Source organism: Yaniella soli, assembly GCF_054782375.1.
The window spans coordinates 1-23,294 of record NZ_BAAGSP010000027.1 but is presented as its reverse complement, the minus strand read 5'-3'; the positions used below and the strand labels follow the sequence as shown (position 1 = coordinate 23,294).

The 23,294-nt window shown below is 56.5% G+C and carries 26 protein-coding genes, 1 tRNA gene and 1 other annotated feature; of the genes, 15 read left to right on the top strand and 12 right to left on the bottom strand.

The genetic code is table 11. The features are described 5' to 3' along the window. Positions 1 to 104 precede the first annotated feature (104 nt). The 3 genes from ACYVJT_RS12475 to ACYVJT_RS12465 all read left to right on the top strand — a co-directional run bounded on the left by ACYVJT_RS12475 (position 105) and on the right by ACYVJT_RS12465 (position 3,240). Complete coding sequence (locus tag ACYVJT_RS12475) at positions 105 to 1,172, top strand: regulatory protein RecX (protein WP_343959656.1); 1,068 nt, start codon at positions 105 to 107, stop codon at positions 1,170 to 1,172. Between the two features lie 118 nt (positions 1,173 to 1,290). Next, a tRNA-Val gene (locus tag ACYVJT_RS12470) sits at positions 1,291 to 1,364 on the top strand. Between the two features lie 52 nt (positions 1,365 to 1,416). After that, positions 1,417 to 3,240 (top strand): threonine/serine exporter family protein, encoded by a 1,824-nt coding sequence (locus ACYVJT_RS12465; RefSeq protein ID WP_343959654.1) that lies wholly within the window; start codon positions 1,417 to 1,419, stop codon positions 3,238 to 3,240. Here ACYVJT_RS12465 and ACYVJT_RS12460 read toward each other — a convergent pair. Beyond that, positions 3,237 to 3,956: a uracil-DNA glycosylase gene (locus ACYVJT_RS12460; protein WP_343959652.1), complete on the bottom strand. Its 720-nt coding sequence runs from the start codon at positions 3,954 to 3,956 to the stop codon at positions 3,237 to 3,239. The two genes, ACYVJT_RS12465 and ACYVJT_RS12460, sit on opposite strands and share 4 nt — an antisense overlap. Positions 3,957 to 4,031: 75 nt before the next feature. On the opposite strand from ACYVJT_RS12460, the gene ACYVJT_RS12455 reads away from it, so the two are divergent. The 4 genes from ACYVJT_RS12455 (at position 4,032) to ACYVJT_RS12440 (ending at position 7,856) form a co-directional block, all read left to right on the top strand. Continuing rightward, positions 4,032 to 4,268 carry a DUF3263 domain-containing protein gene (locus tag ACYVJT_RS12455; RefSeq protein ID WP_343959650.1) on the top strand — a complete coding sequence of 79 codons (237 nt, stop codon included), beginning with the start codon at positions 4,032 to 4,034 and terminating at the stop codon, positions 4,266 to 4,268. Beyond that, positions 4,268 to 4,942: a LytR C-terminal domain-containing protein gene (locus ACYVJT_RS12450; protein WP_343959648.1), complete on the top strand. Its 675-nt coding sequence runs from the start codon at positions 4,268 to 4,270 to the stop codon at positions 4,940 to 4,942. Before ACYVJT_RS12455 ends, ACYVJT_RS12450 begins: the two co-directional genes overlap by 1 nt. Positions 4,943 to 5,152: 210 nt before the next feature. After that, a complete protein-coding gene (gene groL, locus ACYVJT_RS12445; RefSeq protein WP_343959646.1) occupies positions 5,153 to 6,793 on the top strand; it encodes a chaperonin GroEL in 1,641 nt (546 codons plus the stop codon). 148 nt (positions 6,794 to 6,941) lie between these two features. Then, entirely contained in the window at positions 6,942 to 7,856 is a 915-nt protein-coding gene (locus tag ACYVJT_RS12440; RefSeq protein ID WP_343959643.1) for an SDR family oxidoreductase, read from the top strand. Here the strand turns inward: ACYVJT_RS12440 and ACYVJT_RS12435 are convergent. The 5 genes from ACYVJT_RS12435 to ACYVJT_RS12415 form a co-directional block, all read right to left on the bottom strand. Then, positions 7,853 to 8,785: a DUF4031 domain-containing protein gene (locus ACYVJT_RS12435; protein WP_343959641.1), complete on the bottom strand. Its 933-nt coding sequence runs from the start codon at positions 8,783 to 8,785 to the stop codon at positions 7,853 to 7,855. The genes ACYVJT_RS12440 and ACYVJT_RS12435 overlap by 4 nt on opposite strands. A gap of 73 nt (positions 8,786 to 8,858) precedes the next feature. Continuing rightward, positions 8,859 to 9,149: a WXG100 family type VII secretion target gene (locus ACYVJT_RS12430; protein WP_343959639.1), complete on the bottom strand. Its 291-nt coding sequence runs from the start codon at positions 9,147 to 9,149 to the stop codon at positions 8,859 to 8,861. 105 nt (positions 9,150 to 9,254) lie between these two features. Beyond that, positions 9,255 to 10,808 (bottom strand): sensor histidine kinase, encoded by a 1,554-nt coding sequence (locus ACYVJT_RS12425; RefSeq protein ID WP_343959637.1) that lies wholly within the window; start codon positions 10,806 to 10,808, stop codon positions 9,255 to 9,257. Beyond that, on the bottom strand, positions 10,809 to 11,516 hold the full coding sequence (locus tag ACYVJT_RS12420; protein ID WP_343959635.1) for a response regulator transcription factor: 708 nt from the start codon (positions 11,514 to 11,516) through the stop codon (positions 10,809 to 10,811). A gap of 57 nt (positions 11,517 to 11,573) precedes the next feature. Then, positions 11,574 to 11,825 (bottom strand): hypothetical protein, encoded by a 252-nt coding sequence (locus tag ACYVJT_RS12415; protein WP_343959633.1) that lies wholly within the window; start codon positions 11,823 to 11,825, stop codon positions 11,574 to 11,576. A gap of 171 nt (positions 11,826 to 11,996) precedes the next feature. Here ACYVJT_RS12415 and ACYVJT_RS12410 point away from each other — a divergent pair, with 171 nt between their 5' ends. Next, positions 11,997 to 12,380 carry a cold-shock protein gene (locus ACYVJT_RS12410; protein ID WP_343959631.1) on the top strand — a complete coding sequence of 128 codons (384 nt, stop codon included), beginning with the start codon at positions 11,997 to 11,999 and terminating at the stop codon, positions 12,378 to 12,380. Further along, a complete protein-coding gene (locus ACYVJT_RS12405; protein ID WP_343959629.1) occupies positions 12,373 to 13,014 on the top strand; it encodes a DUF3027 domain-containing protein in 642 nt (213 codons plus the stop codon). Before ACYVJT_RS12410 ends, ACYVJT_RS12405 begins: the two co-directional genes overlap by 8 nt. A gap of 75 nt (positions 13,015 to 13,089) precedes the next feature. On the opposite strand, the gene serC is transcribed toward ACYVJT_RS12405, so the two are convergent. Next, positions 13,090 to 14,214, bottom strand: a complete 1,125-nt coding sequence (serC, locus tag ACYVJT_RS12400) for a phosphoserine transaminase (protein ID WP_343959627.1) — start codon at positions 14,212 to 14,214, stop codon at positions 13,090 to 13,092. A 235-nt stretch (positions 14,215 to 14,449) separates the two neighbouring features. Between serC and ACYVJT_RS12395 the strand changes: the two genes are divergently transcribed. The 5 genes from ACYVJT_RS12395 (at position 14,450) to ACYVJT_RS12375 (ending at position 19,264) form a co-directional block, all read left to right on the top strand. Further along, positions 14,450 to 15,181, top strand: a complete 732-nt coding sequence (locus tag ACYVJT_RS12395; protein WP_343959625.1) for a metal-dependent transcriptional regulator — start codon at positions 14,450 to 14,452, stop codon at positions 15,179 to 15,181. 404 nt (positions 15,182 to 15,585) lie between these two features. Beyond that, the gene (locus ACYVJT_RS12390) at positions 15,586 to 16,353 is read left to right on the top strand and encodes a C40 family peptidase (RefSeq protein ID WP_343959623.1); all 768 of its coding nucleotides are present in this window, start codon (positions 15,586 to 15,588) and stop codon (positions 16,351 to 16,353) included. Between the two features lie 85 nt (positions 16,354 to 16,438). Beyond that, on the top strand, positions 16,439 to 16,690 hold the full coding sequence (locus tag ACYVJT_RS12385; RefSeq protein ID WP_343959621.1) for a hypothetical protein: 252 nt from the start codon (positions 16,439 to 16,441) through the stop codon (positions 16,688 to 16,690). A gap of 55 nt (positions 16,691 to 16,745) precedes the next feature. After that, positions 16,746 to 18,602, top strand: coding sequence for an ABC transporter ATP-binding protein (locus ACYVJT_RS12380; protein ID WP_343959619.1), 1,857 nt, complete (start codon positions 16,746 to 16,748; stop codon positions 18,600 to 18,602). 20 nt (positions 18,603 to 18,622) lie between these two features. Beyond that, a complete protein-coding gene (locus ACYVJT_RS12375) occupies positions 18,623 to 19,264 on the top strand; it encodes a class I SAM-dependent methyltransferase (protein WP_343959617.1) in 642 nt (213 codons plus the stop codon). A gap of 24 nt (positions 19,265 to 19,288) precedes the next feature. On the opposite strand, the gene ACYVJT_RS12370 is transcribed toward ACYVJT_RS12375, so the two are convergent. The 5 genes from ACYVJT_RS12370 to ACYVJT_RS12350 all read right to left on the bottom strand — a co-directional run bounded on the left by ACYVJT_RS12370 (position 19,289) and on the right by ACYVJT_RS12350 (position 22,670). Beyond that, positions 19,289 to 19,927, bottom strand: coding sequence for an HD domain-containing protein (locus ACYVJT_RS12370; protein ID WP_343957096.1), 639 nt, complete (start codon positions 19,925 to 19,927; stop codon positions 19,289 to 19,291). A 176-nt stretch (positions 19,928 to 20,103) separates the two neighbouring features. Further along, a complete protein-coding gene (locus ACYVJT_RS12365; RefSeq protein ID WP_343957098.1) occupies positions 20,104 to 20,625 on the bottom strand; it encodes a Dps family protein in 522 nt (173 codons plus the stop codon). 149 nt (positions 20,626 to 20,774) lie between these two features. Further along, complete coding sequence (locus ACYVJT_RS12360; protein WP_343957100.1) at positions 20,775 to 21,191, bottom strand: DUF4260 family protein; 417 nt, start codon at positions 21,189 to 21,191, stop codon at positions 20,775 to 20,777. Positions 21,192 to 21,317: 126 nt separating this feature from the next. Continuing rightward, positions 21,318 to 22,073 (bottom strand): MerR family transcriptional regulator, encoded by a 756-nt coding sequence (locus ACYVJT_RS12355; protein WP_343957102.1) that lies wholly within the window; start codon positions 22,071 to 22,073, stop codon positions 21,318 to 21,320. Between the two features lie 279 nt (positions 22,074 to 22,352). Next, the gene (locus ACYVJT_RS12350; RefSeq protein ID WP_343957104.1) at positions 22,353 to 22,670 is read right to left on the bottom strand and encodes a hypothetical protein; all 318 of its coding nucleotides are present in this window, start codon (positions 22,668 to 22,670) and stop codon (positions 22,353 to 22,355) included. A gap of 143 nt (positions 22,671 to 22,813) precedes the next feature. Between ACYVJT_RS12350 and ACYVJT_RS12345 the strand changes: the two genes are divergently transcribed. Beyond that, a complete protein-coding gene (locus ACYVJT_RS12345; protein WP_499418444.1) occupies positions 22,814 to 23,125 on the top strand; it encodes a transposase in 312 nt (103 codons plus the stop codon). Then, positions 23,083 to 23,217 (top strand) — a sequence feature (AL1L pseudoknot). It overlaps the preceding gene by 43 nt. Positions 23,218 to 23,294 lie beyond the last annotated feature (77 nt).

Below are 23,294 nucleotides of genomic sequence, written 5' to 3'. Positions count from 1 at the left end.
CACGCATGGCGTGAGATTTCGAGTGGTACCGTAATGTGCAATTGTGTATATAGGCGCACTCACGTACCCCGAACTGCCACCGTTTGACGCTGTGGAGGAGACATATGGCAAGCGATCAATACCCTCACGACAACCGATGGGGAGGGCACCAACCTGAGTCAAACGGTTCGCCTGGGCAGCCTGTATCGAACGAAGAACAGCCGACTGAAGCGATGCCTCCGCAAAACCAGTGGCATGACCCGCAGTGGGCCAGTCCTGGACAGAACCCTGGGGCCCAAGATCAGCCGTGGCAAACACAAGGTGAGCCTTCTTGGCCCTCTGGCGCCCAGGCATCGTGGCAAACGCCCAGCGACCAGCCGTGGCAGGGTCAAGCGAATCCTTCATGGCAGGGGCAAACGGGCCACTACTATGACCCGAACCAGCAGTATTTCGATCCACAGCATCCGCAAGCATGGCCACAGGGAGCTCAGATGCCTGGCGGGGGGCCACCGTCGAAACCACTGTTTAAACGCTGTTGGTTCTGGGCCATTCTTGGGCTCATCATCGCAGGAATTATCGCGATCATTATCGTGCTGTGGCCATCGGGTGACGAAGGAGACGACAACGGTGATACCCCGGCGCCAACGCCGACAGCACCGGTCGATCCCACCGAACCGAGCGAGCCAGAAGAAGAGCCGGAACCAGCGCCGATTGAAGAAGGCAATAGCGGTGGCCAAGACGAAGGCGGCGCGGAGGATAACGGTAGTGGCGCATTGCAATCGGCCCAGGAACGAATTGACGCTGGATATTCTTATTATGGTCCGGACAGCCTGCGCACCCTGTTGGAAAGTGAAGGTTACTCAGATGGCGAGATCGACTCGGCCCTGCAGGATCTTGAGGTCAACTGGGAGGACCAGGCTGCGGGCATGGTCGAACAACTGACTGACAGCGAATACGGCGGCTATTCCGAGTCTGGTTTGCGAGAATCGCTGGAATACTCTGGATTCGAATCAACGCAAATCGATGACGCAGTTAGTAATGCCGACATTGATTACAACGAACAAGCAGTCAAAGCGCTGGAGTCATACCAACGGACATTCGACGATTCCTCTGAAGAAGAGACACGAAACTACATGGAATTCTCGGGATTCAGTACCGAACAAACCGATTACGCATTGGATAATGTCGGCTGACGAAACCAGCCGTTTGTCCAGTGTTTCCCTCCGGTCTTAGGCAGTGTTTTCTGCTGTGACCGGAGGGGTTTGTCGTACCTGGAAAAGTGTGGGATTCTGATACAGTATTTCCGTTATCGGATCCTTAGCTCAGCTGGTTAGAGCGTTCGCTTCACACGCGAGAGGTCGCTGGTTCGAGTCCAGTAGGATCCACTATTTCCCGGGAGGTGTGGCCCGGGTTTTTTGCTTGGAAGGGAGGGCAAGGTTGTCGAACGAACAACGCGGCGAAAATACAGTTGATGACACAACAGCATTACCACCAACCGATGATGTCACAGCTGAAACATCCGAAGAAGAGGGAACCGAACCGCCGCCCGATGCTGGCATTATGCCGGTGGTTCGCCCAGCCGTAACCCTGCCAAACCCCGATGTTGAGGCCCGGCAGGTTGCCCCACAGGTCACCGAACCCGAAACAACACCACAAGAGCCCGTCGCGACCTCGGTCCTAGCCACCGGTGACGAACCCGAAACCGTGCCTCCGCTGCGTGATCTTCCCAACGAGGAAGAAGAAGCGGCATACGTCCAGGAAAAGACTGATCCAGATACGCGCAAGTTTCCGGCGCTTACCACCTGGCGTCAAGCGTTTCTGGGCGACCGTCAGAAGCAAAAGCAAGCGGAGAAAAACGCCGGTCGGACAAGTTACGCGGAAGATTATGCCCCGCAGGCCGAAGCCCTGCCAACCCAAGCGATTCGTCTCGTTGACCGGCTGCAGGACTCTCCGTACCAGCTGACGGGGGAACGCTACAAGGCGGTCGCCGAGGCAAAAGATGCCCACAACATCATGTTGTTAGCTCTGAAGCTGGGCGAAACCATGTTCCGATTTGGCGCCGGCGCCTTGGAAGTTGAGACGTCCATCATCGTGGTCACCCAGTCCTACGGCGTGTATGACGTCGAAGTGGACATTACCAACCAGTCTATTTCGTTGAACTTTGCACCGGCAGGTGATCCGCCTGCCTCATATCAACGGGTGGTCCGTTCTTGGGGCTCGGACTTTGCTGGATTGGCAGATCTGCACGAACTGGTATCTGGCATTGCTGCAGGCGAGGTTGCACGAGATGACGCGCAAGCGCAGTTGGCTGCTATCCGGCATCGCAAGAAGACGTTTCCTGCCTGGGTGACGTTCGTCGCGAACGGTGTTTGGGCTACCGCATTCGTGCTGTTTATCGGCGGCTCGTGGTTTTCAGCGCTGCTGAGCTTGGGGGCCTCAGCGTTGAGTATGGCTACCGTCTATGTCATGGGTCGTTGGCGCGCGCCCGATGTCTTTGCCACTATGGCCGGTGGTGTCATGGCAACCGCTCTGGCGTTCGGTCTGTATTGGTTGGATATTTTCCGAGATCCGGCCTTGATGATCGCAGCGTCGTTGATTCTGCTGGTGCCAAGCCTGCGGGTCGTCTCGGCGGTCCAAGACGGTATCAACGGTTTTCCCATTACCTCGGCGGGCCGGATCGTCTCGTCGATGCTGACGTATGTCGGCTTGGTCGCTGGCATCGTCGTCGGCATCGTGGTCTTAGCCATGTTGGGCGCGCCCGAAATCGATATTACACAGCTCCCGAACTACCAGTATCCGTATTGGTTGGTCGCGATATTCGTCGCGGTGGCTGCCATGGGCAACGCGATTGCCGGGCAGACGCGGTTGCGACTTATTTTGCCAACCGCCGTGGTATCCGTCATCGGGTACTTGGTCTACATTGGGGCGATCGAAATCGGGTTCGGCCCGAGTCTTGCGCCGGCCGCAGCAGCAGTCGTCCTGGGCTTTTTCGCGAGGATCGTAGCGTTGAGTTTGCGTGCACCTCAGCTGGTGGTTGCGGTACCGGCCAGTATTTTCTTACTGCCGGGGCTGATGATTTTCCGGGCAATGTACCAGATGGGCTACAACGTCGATATGATGTCCGACGGCGTTTCCGTGCTGCTCCAGGCCACGATCATCATTCTCGCGATGACGACCGGGCTGGTCCTGGGTGACTCCTTGGCGCGGCCACTGACCGCCGGTTTGAAAGCCAACGAGCGTCGCCGCATCGGACGTGCTTAGTCAAACAAGTTGGGCTGTTGGGTCGTCGACGACGGTGTTTCTGTGGCCCAATCAATGGGCTCCATCCCCAGGCCCGTCAGGAACGCGTTGGTGCGTGAAAACGGTTTGGAACCAAAGAAGCCTCGCCTGGCCGAAAGCGGTGAGGGATGTGGAGATTCAATCACCAATGTGTTGGAGGCCGTGAACATCGGTGCCAACGATCTGGCCTGGGCACCCCACAAAATGACCGCCAGGGGAGTGCTACGGACCGCCAACGCTTGCACCACGGCCTCTGTCACTGCCTCCCAACCAAGCTTGCGGTGGGAGCCGGCCGCGTGAGCCGTGACCGTCAGGACCCGATTGAGTAAGAACACACCCTGGGCTTCCCAAGCGCTCAAATCCCCGGATGCCGCGGGTGGGATACCCAGATCATCCTGGCGTTCGGTGAAAATATTCGTCAGGGATCTCGCGATGGGTCGCACATCCGGTGCTAGCGCAAAACTCAAGCCCACAGTGTGGCCCGGAGTTGGATAGGGGTCTTGGCCGACGACAAGTACTTTAACCGCGGTCAGCGGCATGCGAAACACGCGCAATACCTGTTCGGGTGGGGGCTCAATGCGCTCGCCGTCAGCTCTGCGCGCTTGTATCTGGCGCATCAGCTGGTGCAGCTGCTCCTCGACTGGTGCCAGCACGGGGTACCAGGAAGCGTCAATGTCAGGCCAAGCAGAAAAGGTCATGGGGTTAGCCTAACCAATAGCTGCCCGTGGGGTAGTTTAGACTGGTGGTCGATGATTGGACCTGAAAGGGGATGCATGGCAGCGCTGACTGCAACTGAACAGCACATGCTGGAGTTCGAGAAACGCTCCTGGCACTATGCTGGAGCAAAAGATCGGGATATTTCCGATACTTTTGGTCTAACACCAACGCGGTATTATCAGAAACTTGCTCGTCTGATCACTACCGAGCGCGCCTATGCTTATAACCCCATGCTGATTGATCGTTTACTCAACTCACGTTCCACCGTGCAGCGGACAGAAGGTGTTGCATAGTGAGCCACAACTCCACTGAAGAGCAGCAGTACCCACGGGATCGCTTTGACGACGTTGAACCGTATTCAACGCAACAGGGAGCTCATCGTAAAGAATTCGCCGCGCCCAAAGGGGCCGGGCAGCTCAACGCCATCATCATTGCCGGTGGTGTCGCCCTGGCCATCGGGGTCGGCTCTTTCCTCTGGTTGCAACCGAGCGACCCGCTGAATCAAGCGGGTTCGGCCTCGGAGGAAACTGCTAGCGAGCAGGTTGAAGATGAGCCACAGGACGTCGACGACACCAATGAGCTTGAGGCCATCGAAGAACCAGAGCCAACTGAGGCGCCCGAAACCGTTGACCTGGATCAGCCTGACGAGGCGGAAGAGACGGCCCAGCCCGATGTCGAGGAAGCTGAGGAGCCCGAGACTGCTGACGAGGTTGATTACGAGGAGCCAATCGGTGTCTACAACGCGTCGACAATTCAAGGGTATGCGTCTTCGGTGGCCCAAGAATTGGGCGGCGCCGGATTTAATGTGCCCGTGGCGGACAACTGGACCGGTTCGATACCGTCCACAACCACCGTGTATTTCTCTACGAACGAGGCAACGGCCATTGCTGTCGCTGAAGAACTTGGTGCTACAGCAGTATATGAGCCGTCAGTCGACGGGGTGCTCGTTGTCTTAACAGAGAACTAACAATTCTTTAGCCACTTGCACTCAAGTGCCCCGAGTGCTAAAACTAGTGTTAGCACTCTCTGGACGCGACTGCCAAAGTCGGTTCGGAGAGCTTACCTCACCATAAGATGAAATCTTTGTACCGCCACCCGGTTAGGTGCACTGGTTTGCCGTCGCGGGCACTTTGGTGCAGGTGTGGAATCTACTCGTCCCGAAAGGACCGTGCAGTATATGGCGAAGACCATTGCATATGACGAAGAAGCACGCCGCGGCCTCGAAACGGGTTTGAACACCCTGGCCGAGGCAGTCAAAGTTACCTTGGGCCCACGCGGGCGCAATGTGGTACTCGAGAAACAGTGGGGCGCTCCGACCATCACTAACGATGGTGTGTCGATCGCTCGTGAAATCGATCTAGAGGATGCATACGAAAAAATCGGTGCCGAGCTCGTCAAAGAAGTTGCCAAGCGCACTGACGACGTAGCCGGTGACGGTACCACCACCGCAACCGTGTTGGCTCAGGCGCTCGTGTCTGAAGGCCTGCGCAACGTTGCCGCTGGTGCAGACCCAATCGCAATTCGTCGTGGTATCGACAAGGCCGTCACTGCAGTCACCGATGCACTGCAGTCACAGGCTCGTGAAGTCGAGACCAAAGAACAGATTGCAAACACCGCCGCCATTTCAGCCGGCGATAGCGAAATCGGTCGTTTGATCGCTGAAGCTCTGGACAAGGTCGGTAAAGAAGGCGTCGTCTCCGTTGAGGAGTCCAACACCTTCGGCCTGGATCTGGAACTGACCGAAGGTATGCGCTTCGACAAGGGCTATATCTCCGGCTACTTCGCCACCGACGGCGAACGCCAGGAAGCTGTCCTCGAAGATCCATACATCCTGATCGCCAACTCCAAGATCTCCAACCCACGTGACATGGTGGGCATCCTGGAAAAGGTCATGCAGTCCAGCAAACCATTGCTGATCATCGCTGAAGATCTTGAAGGCGAAGCCCTGGCAACGTTGGTTGTCAACAAGATCCGTGGCACCTTCAAGTCGGTGGCTGTCAAAGCCCCAGGCTTCGGCGACCGTCGTAAAGCTATGCTCAACGACATTGCCATCCTGACCGGTGGGCAGGTCATCTCGGAAGAGGTCGGCCTCAACCTGGAAAACGCCACCCTGGACATGCTGGGTACCGCACGCAAGGTTGTCGTAACCAAGGATGAAACCACCATCGTTGAAGGTGCAGGCGACTCCGAGCAGATCGCAGGTCGTGTGACCCAGATTCGTTCTGAAATCGAAACCACCGATTCAGACTACGACCGTGAGAAACTGCAAGAACGCTTGGCCAAACTGGCCGGCGGTGTTGCGGTCATTCGTTCCGGTGCAGCAACCGAAGTTGAGCTGAAAGAACGTAAAGCTCGCATCGAAGACGCTGTCCGCAACGCCAAGGCGGCCGTTGAAGAAGGCATTGTTGCCGGTGGTGGTGTCGCACTGATCGCGGCCGCCCAGGAGGCTTTCGACAACCTCAAGCTAGAAGGTGACGAAGCCACAGGTGCCAAGATCGTCAAGATCGGTGTTGAAGCTCCGCTGAAACAGATCGCACAGAACGCTGGCCTCGAACCAGGCGTCGTTGTTGACCGCGTCAAGAAACTTCCTGCAGAAGAAGGTCTCAACGCTGCAACCGGCGAATACGTGAACCTGCTGGAAGCCGGTATCAACGACCCCGTCAAGGTTACTCGTTCCGCACTGGAAAACGCTGCATCGATTGCCGGTTTGTTCTTGACCACCGAAGCAGTCATCGCAGACAAGCCAGAACCAGTGGATCCTGCAGCTGCCGCTGGCGGCGGAATGGACCCAATGGGTGGCATGGGTGGCATGATGTAACACTGCTTGCCTAAGCTGCTTTCAAAGATCACAGTATCTTGGTTTTGCCCCGGTCATACGTGACCGGGGCAAAACCGTTAAACGCTGCGTGTGTTGTCCAGGGGCATGATCACCGGGATAGAATAGCCCCGAAGGAAAGGAAACCCACGTGAGCACATTTCTTCGCGCCGCTCGAAATATCACGGTCACCGCCGCAGCCCTTGGTGCAGCCGGCGTCTGGTATCGCAAACGTGCCGAACGACAAATGTCCTTACGTGCACAAACTGTATTGGTGACCGGTGCCGGTTCCGGTATTGGACGACTGTTGGCCATCGGTGCAGCGAAACGTCTGGCGGCGCACGTGGTCATATGGGATATCAACGAAGACTCTGCTCGAGCGGTGGCCGACGAGATACTTGCTCTCGGTGTGGACGCTTCTTACGATGTCGTGGACCTTGCCTCGAATGATTCAGTGGATCGTGCGGGCCAGGCGGTGCGAGATCGCATCGGCGGCATCGATTTTCTCATCAATAATGCCGGCATCGTCACCGGTAAAGCATTTTTAGACCAGGAGCATGATGATGTGGAACAAACGTTCCAGGTCAATACCCTGGCGTTGTATCGGGTCACCCGCCAATTTTTGCCCAATATGTTGCGCAACAAGTTTGGTTCCATCACGGTGATCGCCTCTGCAGCCTCGCTGACCGGTGTGGCGCGGCAGACGGACTACGCGGCGTCGAAATGGGGCGCTCACGGCTTTGCCGAGTCTCTGCGTGCAGAAATGCGGCACCAGGGCCACAACATCCACACACTTTCTGTACACCCGTTCTATGTGTCCACCGGCATGTTTGACGGCGCGAGCTCGCCAAACCCTTTACTACCCATCCTCGAGCCGGATGCGGTTGTGGCAACGATATTCCGCGCCTTGGAAGCAGGAAAGCATCAGATCGTGCTGCCTGCAACTGCAGCAACTGCTACGTGGTTGAAGATTTTGCCGGTGCCGGTGGCAGATCAACTACGTGACCTGTTGGGTATTAATTCGACCATGGATCATTTCACGGGGCGCCAGGACGCCCCACATTAGTCTTGAGCTTTGCCACCGCGCGGATACAGCTCAGACATAAGATTTCGACGTGCCGGGCGTTCCCAGCGTTTGCGCCCGGTCTGAGTATTGAAAATAGGATTCTGGGCTAGCATCCCACGTAAGAACCGCTCGCGGCCGGCAACGAAATCCGCGTCATCGACCTTGCCAAAATCCTGGCGGACGCCTTCGCGATACCGCTGATAGCCCCCGGGGTTGCGGGCCAGCACTTCCAGGTCTGCATCGCTGAGGACTTTGCCGCCGTGGTCGTCATCGTGGGGGTCGTGGGTAAAGGTCAATCGGATGAGCCGTGCTGTTTCCAGAATCTCCGGTCCGGGTACCCCGAGTTCCGGGAGGACGCGCTCTGCTAAGCGTGCCGAATCTTCTTCATCCTGCCCCGGGGGCAGTACCGGATCGGCCCGGTAAATTGCATCATGGAACCAGCCTGCCAGCTTGACTGCCCTGGGAAAGACGCCCATGGGCTCGCCCTGACGTTCGAGGTATTCGATGTTCTTGAGCACCGACATCAGATGCGTCAGATCGTGATAGTGCCTATGGTCTTCATCCCAACGTTCCAGCAGGGCATCACAGATAGGATCCCGTTCCAGCTCCGATGTATTGGGAAACAGACGGGCAAAGCGTTGGTGCAAGATCTTTTCGAGTTTGGATGAGCGCTCAGCAGCGGTGATCCGTAATCCAGATTTCACCAGCCGCCGGACGAGTTCCGAACCGGAGACTTCCTCGGCGCCGGCAGCAACAAGTTCCTCATACATGCTGACGGGCACGTCGTAGTGATCGCCGTCGAACGCGTTCGGTGCGATCCCCATGGCACGGGCAAATGCGTGCAGCTCTTCTAATGACTCATCGGACACTAGATGTGAGAACACGGTGCCGTGCGCGGGCCACCGTGCGGGATCGATTAAAACGGACATGACTACAGCCTACCCACCAAACCTGACACCTCGTGCGATCCCGGGCGACGAGGTGGAAGGTCGGTGGAATTTTTTAGCCGCGGAACATGGCTGCGTTCGCCTGTTCAGTTGTTTCGTATTGTTGTCCGGCATGCTGCATAGCATCGCGGATGGAGCGCAAGGATTCTTCAACACGTTGCTGCGTGCCGCGCCATTCGGTGACAACACCTTGGAAATTCGACGAGGCTTGGCCAACCCAGGACTCTTGGAGCTGGCGGAGGGCGGCGTCCATATTATTGACTTCGGCTTGGATGCGGTCTGCGGTTGATTGGACCCCATTCGCTTTGGCGAAGAGGTCTTGGACATCAATCTGTATACGGGCCATAACGGTGCTCCTTGGTAGACGTTTCATCACCGGATGTGATGCGGTGTGGCCAGCCTAAACACAGAGCCCGCACGGTGGAGCCCGCCGGTGACAGAGTGTGGATAACTATTCGTCTGGTGATTCGTCTGTGGAGAGGTCGTCATCGTCGCTGTCATCGTCGTCTTCTTCGGGGAGCGGGTGATAGGGGAGACGCACCACCATGGTTGCGCCGCCCCCGGGAGTTTCTTCGTGTCGCACACTGCCCTGGTGCTGACCCACGATGCCCGCCACAATGGCTAAGCCCAGCCCGCTGCCACCGGTGTCGCGGTGACGTGAGGTGTCGGCCCGGTAGAACCGTTGGAAGATCTTCTCTGCATCCTGTTGCGAAATGCCTGGGCCGTGATCCTGAATCTTGATGACAGACTCGGTGACCGGTCGTTGCGCGACACCCTCGTATGTCGTCTCGGTGCCCACGGCGATCTCAATGTTGGTGTCTTCAGGGGTATAGCGCAGCACGTTGGTCATGAGGTTGGAGATCACCTGGCGCACTCGGTTTGAATCACCAAGTGTGGGAGCTGGCTGGGGAGAAGAAGTGTCATCTAAGCCGATCAGCGAGATCTTGCGTCCCTGAGCTGTCGCTCGAGTGTCGACCACCAGATCCGAGGCTAATCCGAGCAGATCGATGGGCTTGGCTTCCATCGAGCGTTGTTCATCCAGACGTGCCAAGGTCAGGAGGTCTTCGACCAACTGAGTCATGCGCTTGGCTTCGGATTCGATGCGTCCCATGGCAGTTGACACATCATCGTCGGATGACAGTGCCCCGTGGCGGTAGAGCTCAGAAAAACCGCGAATAGTCACCAGCGGGGTGCGCAGCTCGTGGGATGCATCTTGGACGAATCGACGCATGCGCTCTTCAGATTCTTCGTTGGCCCGAAATGCGATTTCAATGTGCGCCAACATAGCATTCAACGAACGCGACAGGCGGCCTACCTCAGTGTCAGGGGCACCGGAAGGCACTCGCTTCGACAAATCGCCGGCGGCAATACCAGCTGCCGTGCGTTCAACCCGGTTGAGCGGCCTAAAGGAAGTGGTGACAAGACCGTAAGCGAACACGGTGACGACGAGTGTGGCCAGAAACCCGATGGTAATGACCAGGGTGGTGACGCGTTCGACGGACTGTTCAACGGGGGCAAGCGGCAGCGCGATGGCGACGGTGCCGCTATCGGACTCTAAACGGTAGATCTGCACGCGCCACTGATTCGTCGGGTCTGCGCGGCCGGGGACGACGAAGGCATTGGAACCGTGTTCTGCCGCTTGCTGAGCAGTCAACGGTTTAATATCGGGCACATCGGATCCGTCGGCGTGGATACGCGAGACCAAGTTACCCTCGTTGTCCCATGACTCCCCATAGAAACGCACAATGGTCTGTTGGAAACTGCCGGTGTCATAGGGCCCAGCTGACCCCATAGAGGTCAGGAACATGGAAACGTTGTGCCGGTTGGAGAAGATATCGTCGTCAATTTGGCGCACGAGCTCTTGTCGGTACATCGAAGCTGTCAGCAGGGCGGTGGTGGCCACGGTAATAGCCATCAGTACCCCGGTGATGAGGGTAAGTTGGGTGCGCAGCGAGATAGCCCGCCATTGGCGGGCTATCCATTGCAGGGGTTTTGGCGTTGCCATTTAGCGTTTGTCTTGGGTCCTCAGCAGGTACCCGACGCCGCGTTTGGTGTGAATCATCTTCGGACGATCGTCCACATCGATCTTGCGGCGCAGATACGAAATGTAGGATTCTACGATCGAGGCGTCGCCGTTGAAATCGTATTCCCACACGTGATCCAAGATCTGTGCTTTGGACAGCACACGGTTGGGGTTCATCATCAAATAGCGGAGCAGTTTGAACTCGGTGGGGGATAGATCAATGATGTCACCGGAGCGACGCACCTCGTGCGCATCGTCATCGAGTTCTAGGTCATCAACCACCATGATCGCGTCGTCATCTTCTGCCGGCGCAGTACGGCGCAGCACGGCACGAATGCGAGCCACGACCTCATCGAGACTAAACGGCTTGGTCACGTAGTCATCGCCACCCACTGTCAGACCGGTGACTTTGTCTTCGGTCTCATCACGGGCGGTGAGGAACACCACCGGAAAGTGTCGTCCGGTGGCGCGGAGTTTACGGGTCACGGTGAATCCGTCCATATCGGGCAACATGACGTCGAGTACCGCCAGATCCGGATGATGGGCCTCTGCAGCTTCGAGCGCTTCGCGGCCATTGGCAGCGGCCACGACTTCGAAACCGGCGAAGCGTAGAGAGGTTGAGAGTAGCTCGCGGATGTTTGGTTCGTCATCAACGACTAAGAGTTTTGCTTCAAAAGATTGCGACGTCATAGTGCCATTCTAAAAAAACTAACCTGAAAGGTACCTGTGTGCCAACTGGATGAACCGCTATGCGAGCTGTCGTTTGCGACGTACCAAGATGTTGCCGACTAACGAAACCAGTAGCAAAAGGAAGCCGGTCGGGAACGCGAGTAACGCCAACCAGAACAACCAGATCGCGGGGGTCACCCCGGCAAAGTAGTACGCCAGCACGCCGATCAGGGCGAGGAAAGAGATCACTACAATAGACACACCGATCCACAAAACGGTGGTGATCCAGGTGGGCATCGCGTCGAGGTTTCGGTTTTCTTGTGTGGTCATGGAAGTATTCTACGCTTGCAGCTCATGGCCGGTTCCTTTGAGAATGGTATTGAGCAAATCGCGCTATACTGCCACCTATAGGCTTTGAGGGTTCCCGTAACCGCACGCAGAATAACGTGTGCGACGGGAACCCTTTGTGAATGATGTACGTGACAAAGGAAATGACGAGTCATGCCAACCGGCAGAATAAAATTTTACGATCACAATAAGGGCTTTGGTTTTTTGACCTCCGACGACGGCGATGACATCCATCTGCCGGCCTCAGCTCTGCCCGAAGGCGTCACCCAGTTGCGTCCGGGCACCCGTGTGGAATTCGGTATTGCTGATTCCCGGCGTGGGCCCCAGGCCCTGTCGGTCGAATTGATCGACAAATTGCCATCGGTGGTTCGCGCTACGAGACCAAAAGCCCAGGAAATGGCCGCGATCGTCGATGACCTGATCAGCATGTTGGATTCGGCTTCGAATGGGCTTCGTGCCGGCCGTTACCCGGCTTCCAAACAGGCCGAGCAGATGGCCGTCATTATGAGAAAGGTGGCTGATGCTTTCGATGCCTAACGTCGACGAAGATACCTCAACCATGACCGGGCCCGTCCACCCGACCTTCGGGCCACCGCGGACACCAGCCCGGAAGCCACGGGTTGATGCAGTGTTAGCCGAATCAACCGATCTGGCGCAATCTGCACTCATGGATTTTGCAGACGAGATGGAGATTGGTGATCACATCGGTGTCACCGCCGATGACGAGCGTTTAGTCACCCACCGCTTTGCTTCGCGAGTACGTGGCTATCGTGGCTGGGAATTTTTCGCGACACTCGCCCGTGCTCCGCGGTCAAAAGTGATTACGGTTTGCGAAACCGGCATGCTGCCCGGCGACGAGGCCATGCTGGCTCCAGCGTGGGTGCCGTGGATGGATCGCGCTTCTGAAGAAGAACGCATTCGTTTGGACGCGATCGCCGCTGGTGAGGATCCCGCGAAAGCCCTCGAGGCAGCTGGTTATGGTGCCCCGGAGACTGAAGAAGCTCCCGCTGAGCAACAGCAGCAGGCTCCGGAAGATGAGCAGGGGGAAAAGAGTAAGCAGGCTCGTCGGGATGCGAAGCGTCGTCGTGCCAAGAAAAAAGCCGCGAGCCAGAAGAAGAACAAGAAATCTGGCGGAAATAAGGTTTCGAAAGCTTCGAAGTCGAAAAAATAACGGCTCCACAACGCTGAACATACTGAAGGGGGCGCCGAAAATCGGCGCCCCCTTCAGTATGTCACCACGTGTGCGTTAGAGCCGGTCGACCACGTAGTCGATGCAAGCGGTCAACGCCGACACATCTTCTGGATCGATGGCAGTGAAGGTCGCAATACGCAGCTGATTGCGACCCAACTTGCGGTACGGCTCGGTGTCGACGATGCCATTGGCGCGCAGGATTGATGCCACAGACGCGGCATCGACTCGGTCATCAAGGTCAATCGTGACGATCACTTGGGAACGGTCATCCGGATTGGTCACGAACGGGGTGGCATAGCTGGAGGCCTCAGCCCAGTTGTAGAGACGGTCCGAAGAATCTTTGGTGCGCGCAGTGGCAAAATCTAGGCCGCCGTTGGAGTTCATCCACTTCAGCTGCTCATCCAGCATGATCAACGTGGCCAGCGCGGGCGTGTTATACGTTTGGTGCTTGGCTGAGTTATCGATGGCCGTTTTGAGATTCAGAAAATCCGGTACCCAACGGTCAGATGCTGCGAGCTCTTCGGCACGTTCAATGGCTGCAGGTGAGAATAATCCCAGCCATAGGCCCCCGTCGGACGCGAAGTTTTTCTGCGGTGAGAAGTAGTAGACATCAGACTCGGTGACATCAACGGGCAAACCACCAGCGCCGGAGGTGGCGTCGATGAGGACCAGCGAGTCGTCATCGGCACCGTCAACGCGATGGACGGGTGCTGCAACGCCGGTTGAGGTTTCATTGTGTGGCCACGCATACACATCGATGCCAGTTTCAGCGCGGGGTACCGGGCGGGTGCCGGGGTCAGCCTGCAAGATGATCGAATCGTCGAGGAATGGCGCACTGTTGGTGGCTTTGGCGAATTTTGACCCAAATTCTCCAAAGGACAGGTGCTGTGCCTTATTGCGGATCAGACCAAAGGCGGCGGTGTCCCAGAACGCTGTGGCCCCTCCAACACCCAGGACCACACGAAAGTCCCCCGGCGCGCTGAACAACTGCGTGATGCCTTCCTGGACGGAGGCAACAAGATTCTTGACGGGCGGCTGGCGGTGCGACGTACCCAACAGATCAGCCCCCGCCGCAGCGACGGCCCGGGAAAGTTGCGTGCTGACCTTTGAAGGGCCGGCACCGAAGCGTCCATCTAGGGGTTTAAGGTTCTCTGGGATTTCGATGGCCGGTACGGTCATGGCTACTCCTTGTCCAAAGGCTGCAGGTTACGTCATCCATTGTGGACTGTGAAGAGCCCGGAACAACATACTAAGCCGACATATGACTTGTTTTTGTCAGGATTGTGGCGAATGTGACAGCCTGGCGCGAAGCCTGTGGATACATTCTGGCTACATTGAGATTGTGAACGTATGATAATTGTGGATTATTAGTCCAGCGATACAGGTCGCAAATGCAGACGAAGGAACGTGGGCAGTGACGGATCTCATTGATACAACGGAAATGTACTTACGTACCATCTACGAATTGATGGAAGAAGGAATCGCGCCGTTGCGTGCGCGCATTGCCGAGCGTTTAGAGCATTCCGGCCCGACGGTCTCGCAAACCGTAGCGCGTATGGAGCGTGACGGATTACTCCACGTCGCCTCAGATCGTCGGCTAGAGCTGACCGAAGAAGGCCTCAATGCCGCTGCGACAGTGATGCGAAAACACCGGCTAGCCGAGCGTTTATTAGCCGATGTCATTGGTTTGGACTGGCCCTACGTGCATGACGAGGCCTGCCGGTGGGAGCATGTGATGAGTGATCAGGTAGAAGCCCGCCTTATGGACCTACTCGACTCACCGTCGAACTCACCGTTTGGTAACCAGATCCCACTGTTGGAGGAACTCGGCGGACCATCGACTGGTCTTGAACCGGCACTCTATGAGGGCGAGTCGCTGACCATTGCCTTGGAAGAGCCGGGGCACTTTGAAGTCAAGGTGCTCACCGAAGCGATCCAAACCGATCCAGAATTATTGACGCAATTCGCTGCTGCCGGCATTCAACCCGGAGCGGTGCTCGCTGCAGAATCGGCCGACGGTTACGTTGCTGTGCGCATGATCGAACGTGGCCCAGTGCTGCCGGGAGATGTGCAGGATGTTTCTGATCTCGGACTCGAGATTTCTGAAGACACGGCAGCCCACGTTCGCGTTGTCCGAGTTAAGTAATCAATTCGTGATCTACCGGGTCTACGCGGGTGGGTTGCACCGTTGAAAACGCCACTCCGACACACAAATATCACAGGATGTTATATTAATTTTTCCGCATGAACATGCCGAGGTAGGCGAATTTATGTGCGGTTTGGTCACTGAGTCGTTATCTGAACGTGACATTTCGTTTCAGTTCTACTAAGCTGACTCTCGGTGTTCATGAAAGATCATTTTGAGCACCGGTCACCAGTTTGCTTGTGTACTCCGCGGCTGGTTGGCAAAACATAGCAGTTGTACAAATTGTTCATGGCGGAGTCGGGCCACAAGCCATAAGGCACATGAGAGAGGTAACCCAAGTGTCGCAGCGCATTTCAACTGCACGTCACCGTGCTACTCCTGTAAAGGGCGCAACGCTAGACGCCATGACCCAGACCATTGGTCGCTCGGGTCGTCAGGCCGCAGTCATTGCAGTAGCTTCCGGTATGGTGCTCGCTGTACCACCAGCAGCCAACGCTGCTCCTGTGCAGACTGATCGTGAAACATCAACTCTGCCAGCCACAAACTTTAAGCTGGAGCGCACCTCCCGCAACGCTGACGTCATCACCGCAGATTCCGTCAGCTTGGATCTGGGCCGTGCTGATCTTGAATCCACTCCAGCGCCTGAACCAGAACCTGAGCAGGATCTCACCCCGGTAACGCAGGAAACTGCAGACCAAGAGTCCAGCCAGACCGAAACAGAAGAAGCTGAAACTCAAACCGACGCAGACACCGAATCTCAGAGCGAGACGCAGACCGCCTCGGCCACTGAAGAAACTCAGGCAGAACCTGAAACCTCGGGTTCCGGTTCGCTCAGCGGTGTCGTATCAGCCGCCTACTCCGGTGTGGGCACGCCATACGTATGGGGCGGCAAAGGACCGGGCGGCTGGGACTGCTCCGGTTTCGTTGCCTGGGCCTATGCACAGGCCGGTATCAACATTCCGTCCAGCACCTCGGCAATCCGGGGCTCCGGACAGTTTGCTCGGACTTCCAGCCCACAGCCCGGCGACCTCGTCTTCCAAAACGGCGGATCCCACGTCGGCATTTATGTCGGTAACGGCCAGATGATCGGTGCACAGAACCCATCGACCGGCACCATCCTGCACGACGTCACCCGTAACCCACTCATGGGCTACTACACCTACACCGGCTAGGTCTCTACCTCGTACAACTGCACAACTTAGGTCTCTCCTGAAAACAGGAGGGACCTTGTTGTGTTTAACAGAAAGCGCCACCTACGTGACACAACACCTCCCAGCATGGGCCAACGAACTCCTCGCCTCCCTCGAGATCGACCCGGTCGAAGTCGATCTCGAAACACTCAACAGGATCGCAGCCACGGTCGATGACGGGCCGAGTCAAGCTCACTTGCTAATAGGGTTCATCGCAGGCTACGCCGCTGGCCTCGCAGAAGGCGGCGGTATGGCTGACTTCGATCGCGCCCACGCAGCATCGGTGCGCTTCATGCGCAAGCACGTGGTGGGGGAATAGCCTGCCCGTTTTGCTGTTGTACTCAGGAGACTTGAAGGAAAAGGAATACAACTCGATGAGTATGAATCATGCCGGCTGGGCTGCCCTCGGTGGTATGCGTCGAAGTACAGAACAACAAGCCCTCACAGCAGGAACCATTCGACGCGCCTGGTCGTTCATTGCACGGTATCGCACCCTACTCATTGTCTATCTCGTGGTGTCAGCACTAGGCGCCGTGCTGACCGTTGTTTCACCAATTCTCGCCGGTTACGTCGTCAATGCCATCGTCGATGGCTCTGATGTCAGCGTCGTGGTTCGTCTTGCCCTGCTCATCGCCGGTGTGGCCATCGCAGAAGCTATCCTCAACGTCATCTCGCGCTGGCAGTCGGCCTCCCTGGGCGAGCGCACGATCTATGATCTGCGTACGATGGTGTTTGATCACGTCCAAAAAATGCCGGTCGCGTTCTTTACTCGGGCCCGAACTGGTGCCCTGGTATCACGGTTAAATAACGACGTGATTGGTGCACAGACTGCCATCGCGAGAACACTACCCACCCTGGTGATGAACATCGTCACTCTGGCGGTCACCTTGGTCGTCATGCTGACAACCTCTTGGCAGATTACGTTAGTGTCGCTGATTCTACTGCCGGTCTTTTTACTCCCGGCTCGGTCTATTGGGGCACGCATCGCCAATCAAACACGTGAACGAGCCAAGCGCAATGCGGCCATGGGCGATCAGATGACTGAACAATTCTCTGCTCCCGGTGCCACGTTGGTCAAGCTCTTTGGTGAACAGCACTACGAATCCGATATGTTTTCCACCCGAGCCGACAGTGTTCGGGCCTCCGGGGTCCAGATCAGCGTGTGGACGTCTGTGTTTATGACCATGCTGACATTGGTATCGGCGTTGGCCCTGGCGGCGGTCTATGGCCTTGGTGGCTATCAGGCGCTGTCCGGGAGCCTCAATGCAGGCGATGTCGTCACTATGGCACTGCTACTCACACGGCTCTATACTCCACTGACCGGCTTGGCGACCGCACGTGTCGAACTCATGAGTGCTCTGGTGTCATTCGAGCGGATATTCGAGGTGCTTGATCTCAAGCCCATGATCACTGACCCAGAGACGCCCAAAGCCATTCCAGCCGGGGGAGTTCGTATCGAATTTGATGACGTTGATTTTCAATATCCGGCTGCCTCGGAAGTGTCATTAGCGAGTCTCGAGGAAGCTGCAGTATTAGACAGTAGAGCATCAGATCAAGTGTTGCACGGGCTAAACTTCACAGTGCATCCAGGCCAGACCGTGGCCCTGGTGGGTTCCTCGGGCGCTGGCAAATCCACCATCGCCAACCTCGTCTCCCGTCTCTACGACGTGACCGGCGGTTCCATCAAACTCAACGGTGTCGATTTGCGCGATGCAGCTGCCAAGGACATTCACAACCGTGTCGGCATGGTGACCCAGGACTCTCATCTGTTCCACACTTCCATCCGCGACAACCTGACCCTGGGACACCGAGACGTTAGCGATGACAAAATTTGGGAGACCCTGCAACACGCCCGACTCGCTGAAGTTGTCGGTGAGATGCCAGAAGGTTTAGACACCATTGTGGGCGAGCGTGGCTACCGGTTGTCCGGAGGTGAGCGGCAGCGCCTGGCGATCGCACGGTTGCTCGTCGCGGCTCCTGAAGCGGTGATCCTGGATGAAGCAACAGCGTCACTGGATTCCACGAGTGAAGCTGCGGTGCAACAAGCGTTAGACGACGCCCTGGAAGCACGGACGGCGCTGGTCATTGCGCACCGGTTGTCAACCGTGGTCAAAGCTGACCAGATTCTGGTGATAGAAGACGGCCGCATCCTCGAACGAGGTACGCATAAGCAATTGCTAGCATCCAGCGGCCGATATGCTGAGCTCTACACAACACAGTTCCAACAATAAAACCTGACGGAGAACTCGCGATGAATGCCGAAGATATGTGGGACGAACGGTATAACGAAGCCGATCAAATATGGTCTGGAAACGTCAATGCTGCCGTTGCCGATGTGGTCTCAGACCTGGAACCGGGTACGGCGTTAGACATCGGTTCTGGCGAAGGCGCCGATGCGATCTGGTTAGCCCAACGCGGTTGGCAGGTGACCGGCCTGGATATTTCTCGCGTCGCGGTTCAACGGGCTGCTCAAGCTGCCGATGCCGCGGGGCTGTCAGCTGGCCGCGCTCACTTTGTCGTCGCAGACGTGACCAATTGGCAGACTGAAGATACGTATCAGTTGGTCACGGCAACGTTCTTACACTCCCAGGGTGCCTTTGATCGGGCCGGGGCGCTGCATGTGGCCAGAGATTTGGTGGCCCCGGGAGGTTACCTGCTGGTGATTTCGCACGCCGAATTCCCACCATGGGCAATTGCTCGTCACCAAGCAGAAGGACATGACCACGAGCATGACGCGACCACCCCGGCATCAGAATTGGAGCTTTTGCAGTTGGACTCCGATCAATGGAACGTTGAGTTAGCAGAACTGCGCTCGCACGAAGCGACTGGTCCAGAAGGGGAGCAGGCAACGCTGCGTGACACGGTCGTGTTGGTCCGTCGCCGAAGCGAATAACCGAGCCACTGGGATGGTGTTGGCTTACTCTGACCAGGCGTTGTTGCGAATCACTTCCACAAAATCTCCGCGTTGGAAGCCGGGGAGGAAGTGTTCCAGCACGTCAGCTTTGACATTGCCGAACGTGGTTTCTGGGCGATCTTTGAGACCATTGGTGAACGCAGCCAGAATTTGATTCTTGAAATCCGGGCGTGGGTGGGCGTCGATGACAGCCTGGCGTTGTTCGTCTGTGATGGTGTCATAGCCGATACCCAGAACATCGAGTTCCACTCCGCGCGTCACCAGGGCCACTTCGGCTTCCATATGCAGCGGAATCTCAGGGGTCGTGTGCAGTGCAATCGCGGCCCATACGGTGTCGGCCGCGTCCTCATCGATGCCATATTCGGTCAAGAACTTGCGGGCAACATCAGCCGCGTCAATTTCGAACCGCTGATCGGTTCGACGGTATGTTTCAGTAAGCCCCAGGTCGTGGAACATAGCTCCGATGTAGAGTAACTCGGCGTCGTATCGTATGCCCTCATCCATGCCGCGCAGCGAACCAAAGAGGAAGACTCGACGTGAGTGGTCAAAGATCAGATCATTTGCCACGTCGCGTACCAGAGCCGTGGCGTCTTGTGTCATCTTGCTGTCGGGGATGGTCACACCGGCGATCGTTTCAGCCATGATTCGGTCCTGCCTCTCGTCTGCGTTCTGAGGGGTTGCTCTTTCCATGCTCGCAGAGTCTGGGCGGTCGTGGCTATGCTCGTGGCGCTCAGCCTGCGACACGATATAGGTAACAGCGTTTGGACAAAAAAGTGCGCGACCTCGAAAGGTCGCGCACTTGGGTTCATCGCCTACTGTTATTCGGAAGTTGGTTTCAGCGTGCCATCAGATTTAGTGATGAAGGAACGGAGGAACCACTGGAAGAGTTCGAGTCCACGGGTCACTTCAACGAGGACGTCTTCGGTGACGGGATCGACTTTGCCGGTTTCTGCAATGGCATTGCGGAAGTCTTGGATGACCCCGGTGTAGACATCATTGAGAGCGGAAATGTGGGCGAGGTTCGAACCCCGGTCCAGTGGGTAATCTTCCCAATCACGGCCGGTGACAATTGCACCCGGGGTGCCCTTTGGCGATGCACCCATGGTCGCAATGCGCTCAGCAACCAGGTCTGCCCAGCCGCGTACTTCGTTAACCTGTGGATCCAACATTTCGTGAACCGAAATGAACTCTGGTCCCACAACATTCCAGTGTGCGTGTTTGAGCGTCAAATGGAGATCGTTGAGCGCATGGAGACGCATCTGGAGAACATCTGTTACTCGGTGGCTGTCTTCTGCTTCCATGCCTGGAACAGTGTAGTCTGCGTAGTTTTCAGTCATCATGAACCTTTCTGCTGCTGACGCTAGCAATCTGCCATGTCATGGCTACGAGGAGTCTTGGCATACAGCCTTGCTCGTAGTATCTACTCAACACCTTGCACAGCATTCGTGCAACGTATGTGAGCCTCACCTAAAAGAATGTACAGCGATTTTTAAGGTTCCACATGGCGCGTCTCACGTTGGGCTTTTCCAATCGGGCCGAGGTGGGTGTGGGTGAACGGGCCAAGCTTCAGGCCAAAACCCAAAGCGCGGTCTACGGCAACATGGAAGCCCCAACAGGCAGCGAGCAGCATGAGCCAGTCGGCACTCACGTCACTAAGATGCGTCACGGCCCAAACGATAATCAACACGGCCGGGGCTGTGTAGTTGTGCACCAGGTTGTAGCAGAACGCGCCTACCCTGTCGTTGACCAGGTAACCCAGGGCTGAGAGGTCGAAGGCAAGGAAGGCCAGCAGTAGCACCCACCACAATTGGCTCCAGACCACCAAGGCCACGAGGAGTCCGATTGCGATCAGCGCGTTCTCGGCCCGTTGCCACCTCGAGACATGGTCTTGCATGTGTTCTTCCACCGTGGAACTCCTTGCTTGGCCTTCACAGGCCCCATCCGAGGAGCTCAGAAGTTTTTTGGCCAGTCTCGAACGATGTTATCCAGCTGTTGTTCGAAAAGGAAGGTTCTCAAGGCATCCAAACATCGCTCAATCGTGAAGGTTGTGATCTGCCCAGTAATGCACAGCATCCCGCACAAATTGCGGTCCAGCCGGCGAGACTCTGTTGTAGTTTGCGGCGAAGCGCTCATCATCTACATACATCTGCACAATGCCTTTGACCTGCTCCTTTGACGGGCCTTCGTTCTCAAATGTGGCGCCGAGCCAATTCACGTGTTTTGCTGCGATCTCCTGTGCTTGGTCTGATTCCGGTGACACGTCAGCAGCAATGACACGATCCCAGGCACTATTCAATTCTTCGACCTGTTGTCTAAACTCCTGTTGGCCCTCGGTGCTCAAGCCAGACCACCACGCATTGGAACGGTCGGCGGCGTCATCGCCCCAGCGTTCGCGCACTTCGGCATCGTATTTCGTGTGATCAAATCCCTCAAACATATTCTTCGACATAATCGGCCGTCCATCCTCTAGTGCTGCGATCGTGGTCTCCACGGATCGCATTTGGGTGTCTATTCGTTGTTTTTCGACCAGCAGCCGTGCACGGTGGCTCCGCAGAGCATCGACATCACTTGCCTGACCTTCCAGGACGTCGGCAATATCAGTCAAGGGCATGCCGAAGTCACGCAGCAATAAAATACGCTGCAATCGGATTAGGCGCGCTTGGTCGTAATAGCGGATGTCACCGTGTCCGGTTCGGCTTGGTACAAGCAGGTCAATCTGGTCGTAGTACCGCAAGGTACGCGAAGTGATTCCGGTAGCTTCCACTACTTGGTGAATTGACCACTCCATGCGGTCTCCTTCGTCGCTTTGGGCACAAGACTGTTCTACGGGTTGACGCTGGGTCAACCGCAAGCCGAGAACGTTTTCCCCTCAGTGCATCGACGACGAATGGTGAATATCGAAGCGACATCGTGGCGAACTCGTTGACGGGGATACCTTGCTGGGCGTGGAACGCTCCAGTGGCCAAAGGATTATGCGAAAGCCAGGCTGACGCGATATTTCGATGAGTGCCGCCGATACGATTCGAACGCGCGACGGTAGGTCACTTTGGGATACACGCGTGCGGTATTAGCCGTTTACCTTGGGTTGCTCAGCTTGGACACGACGGTTGTGCTGCACATTGAGAATGACAGCCGGGGTGGCCCCAGCGATGACAAGTAGGAACGACCAAAAACCGAGCCGTTCTGCCCACGCAAGAGAAGAAGCCAGCAACAGAAAGAGCGCGATAGCGCGGTAGACGTAGATCTCACCTGGATGATTTCTTGGTCTGCCGAAGAACTGTGGGATTTTCTCATCAGGGTTAGCCCTGCGCATCTGCTGTAGAGAAACGGCAAACAACACAGTACCAGCTAGCCACACTAAACTCGCTAAAGACAGGTTATCCATGCAGACAGTCCACATCATTGGATGGGTTGGGAGCAAGTATCTTCGGCTAGTTAGTCACCGGTTCCTGGACGCAAGCGAAGTGAATCGTCCTTGGTTTGATGGAGGGTGTGCCAGATATTCCGGAAGGATAAGCTGATTGGACTATGGCCAATTATAAATACCCTCAAGAATTACGTGAGCGAGCTACTCGGTTGTGTCTCGAGGCTCGTCGCGATCCCGAGACGCATAATGGTGCAGTTGCCAGGATCGCCAATCAAGTTGGTGTGCATAAAGAAGCGCTGAGATCGTGGGTCAAAAAGGCCGAACAAGAGCAGTTACCGGTCGAGGATGAAGACGCTCAGGCGGTGATCCGTCGCCAGGCCAAAGAGATTCGTGAGCTGCAGACCTCATTAGATATTTTGACTTCAGCGACAGCGTTTTTCGGCAAGGCGGAGTTCGACCGCCGACTGAAGTGATCGTCGCGTTCATCGACGAGCACCGTCATCGATGGGGAGTCGAACCGATCTGTTCTGCCCTGAAACACCAGCTGGGTATCAGTATCGCCCCATCAACCTATTACGCCTCGAAGAACCGACCACCCAGTGCTCGCGCCCAACGCGACGCTGTGCTGAAGGAACAGATCAT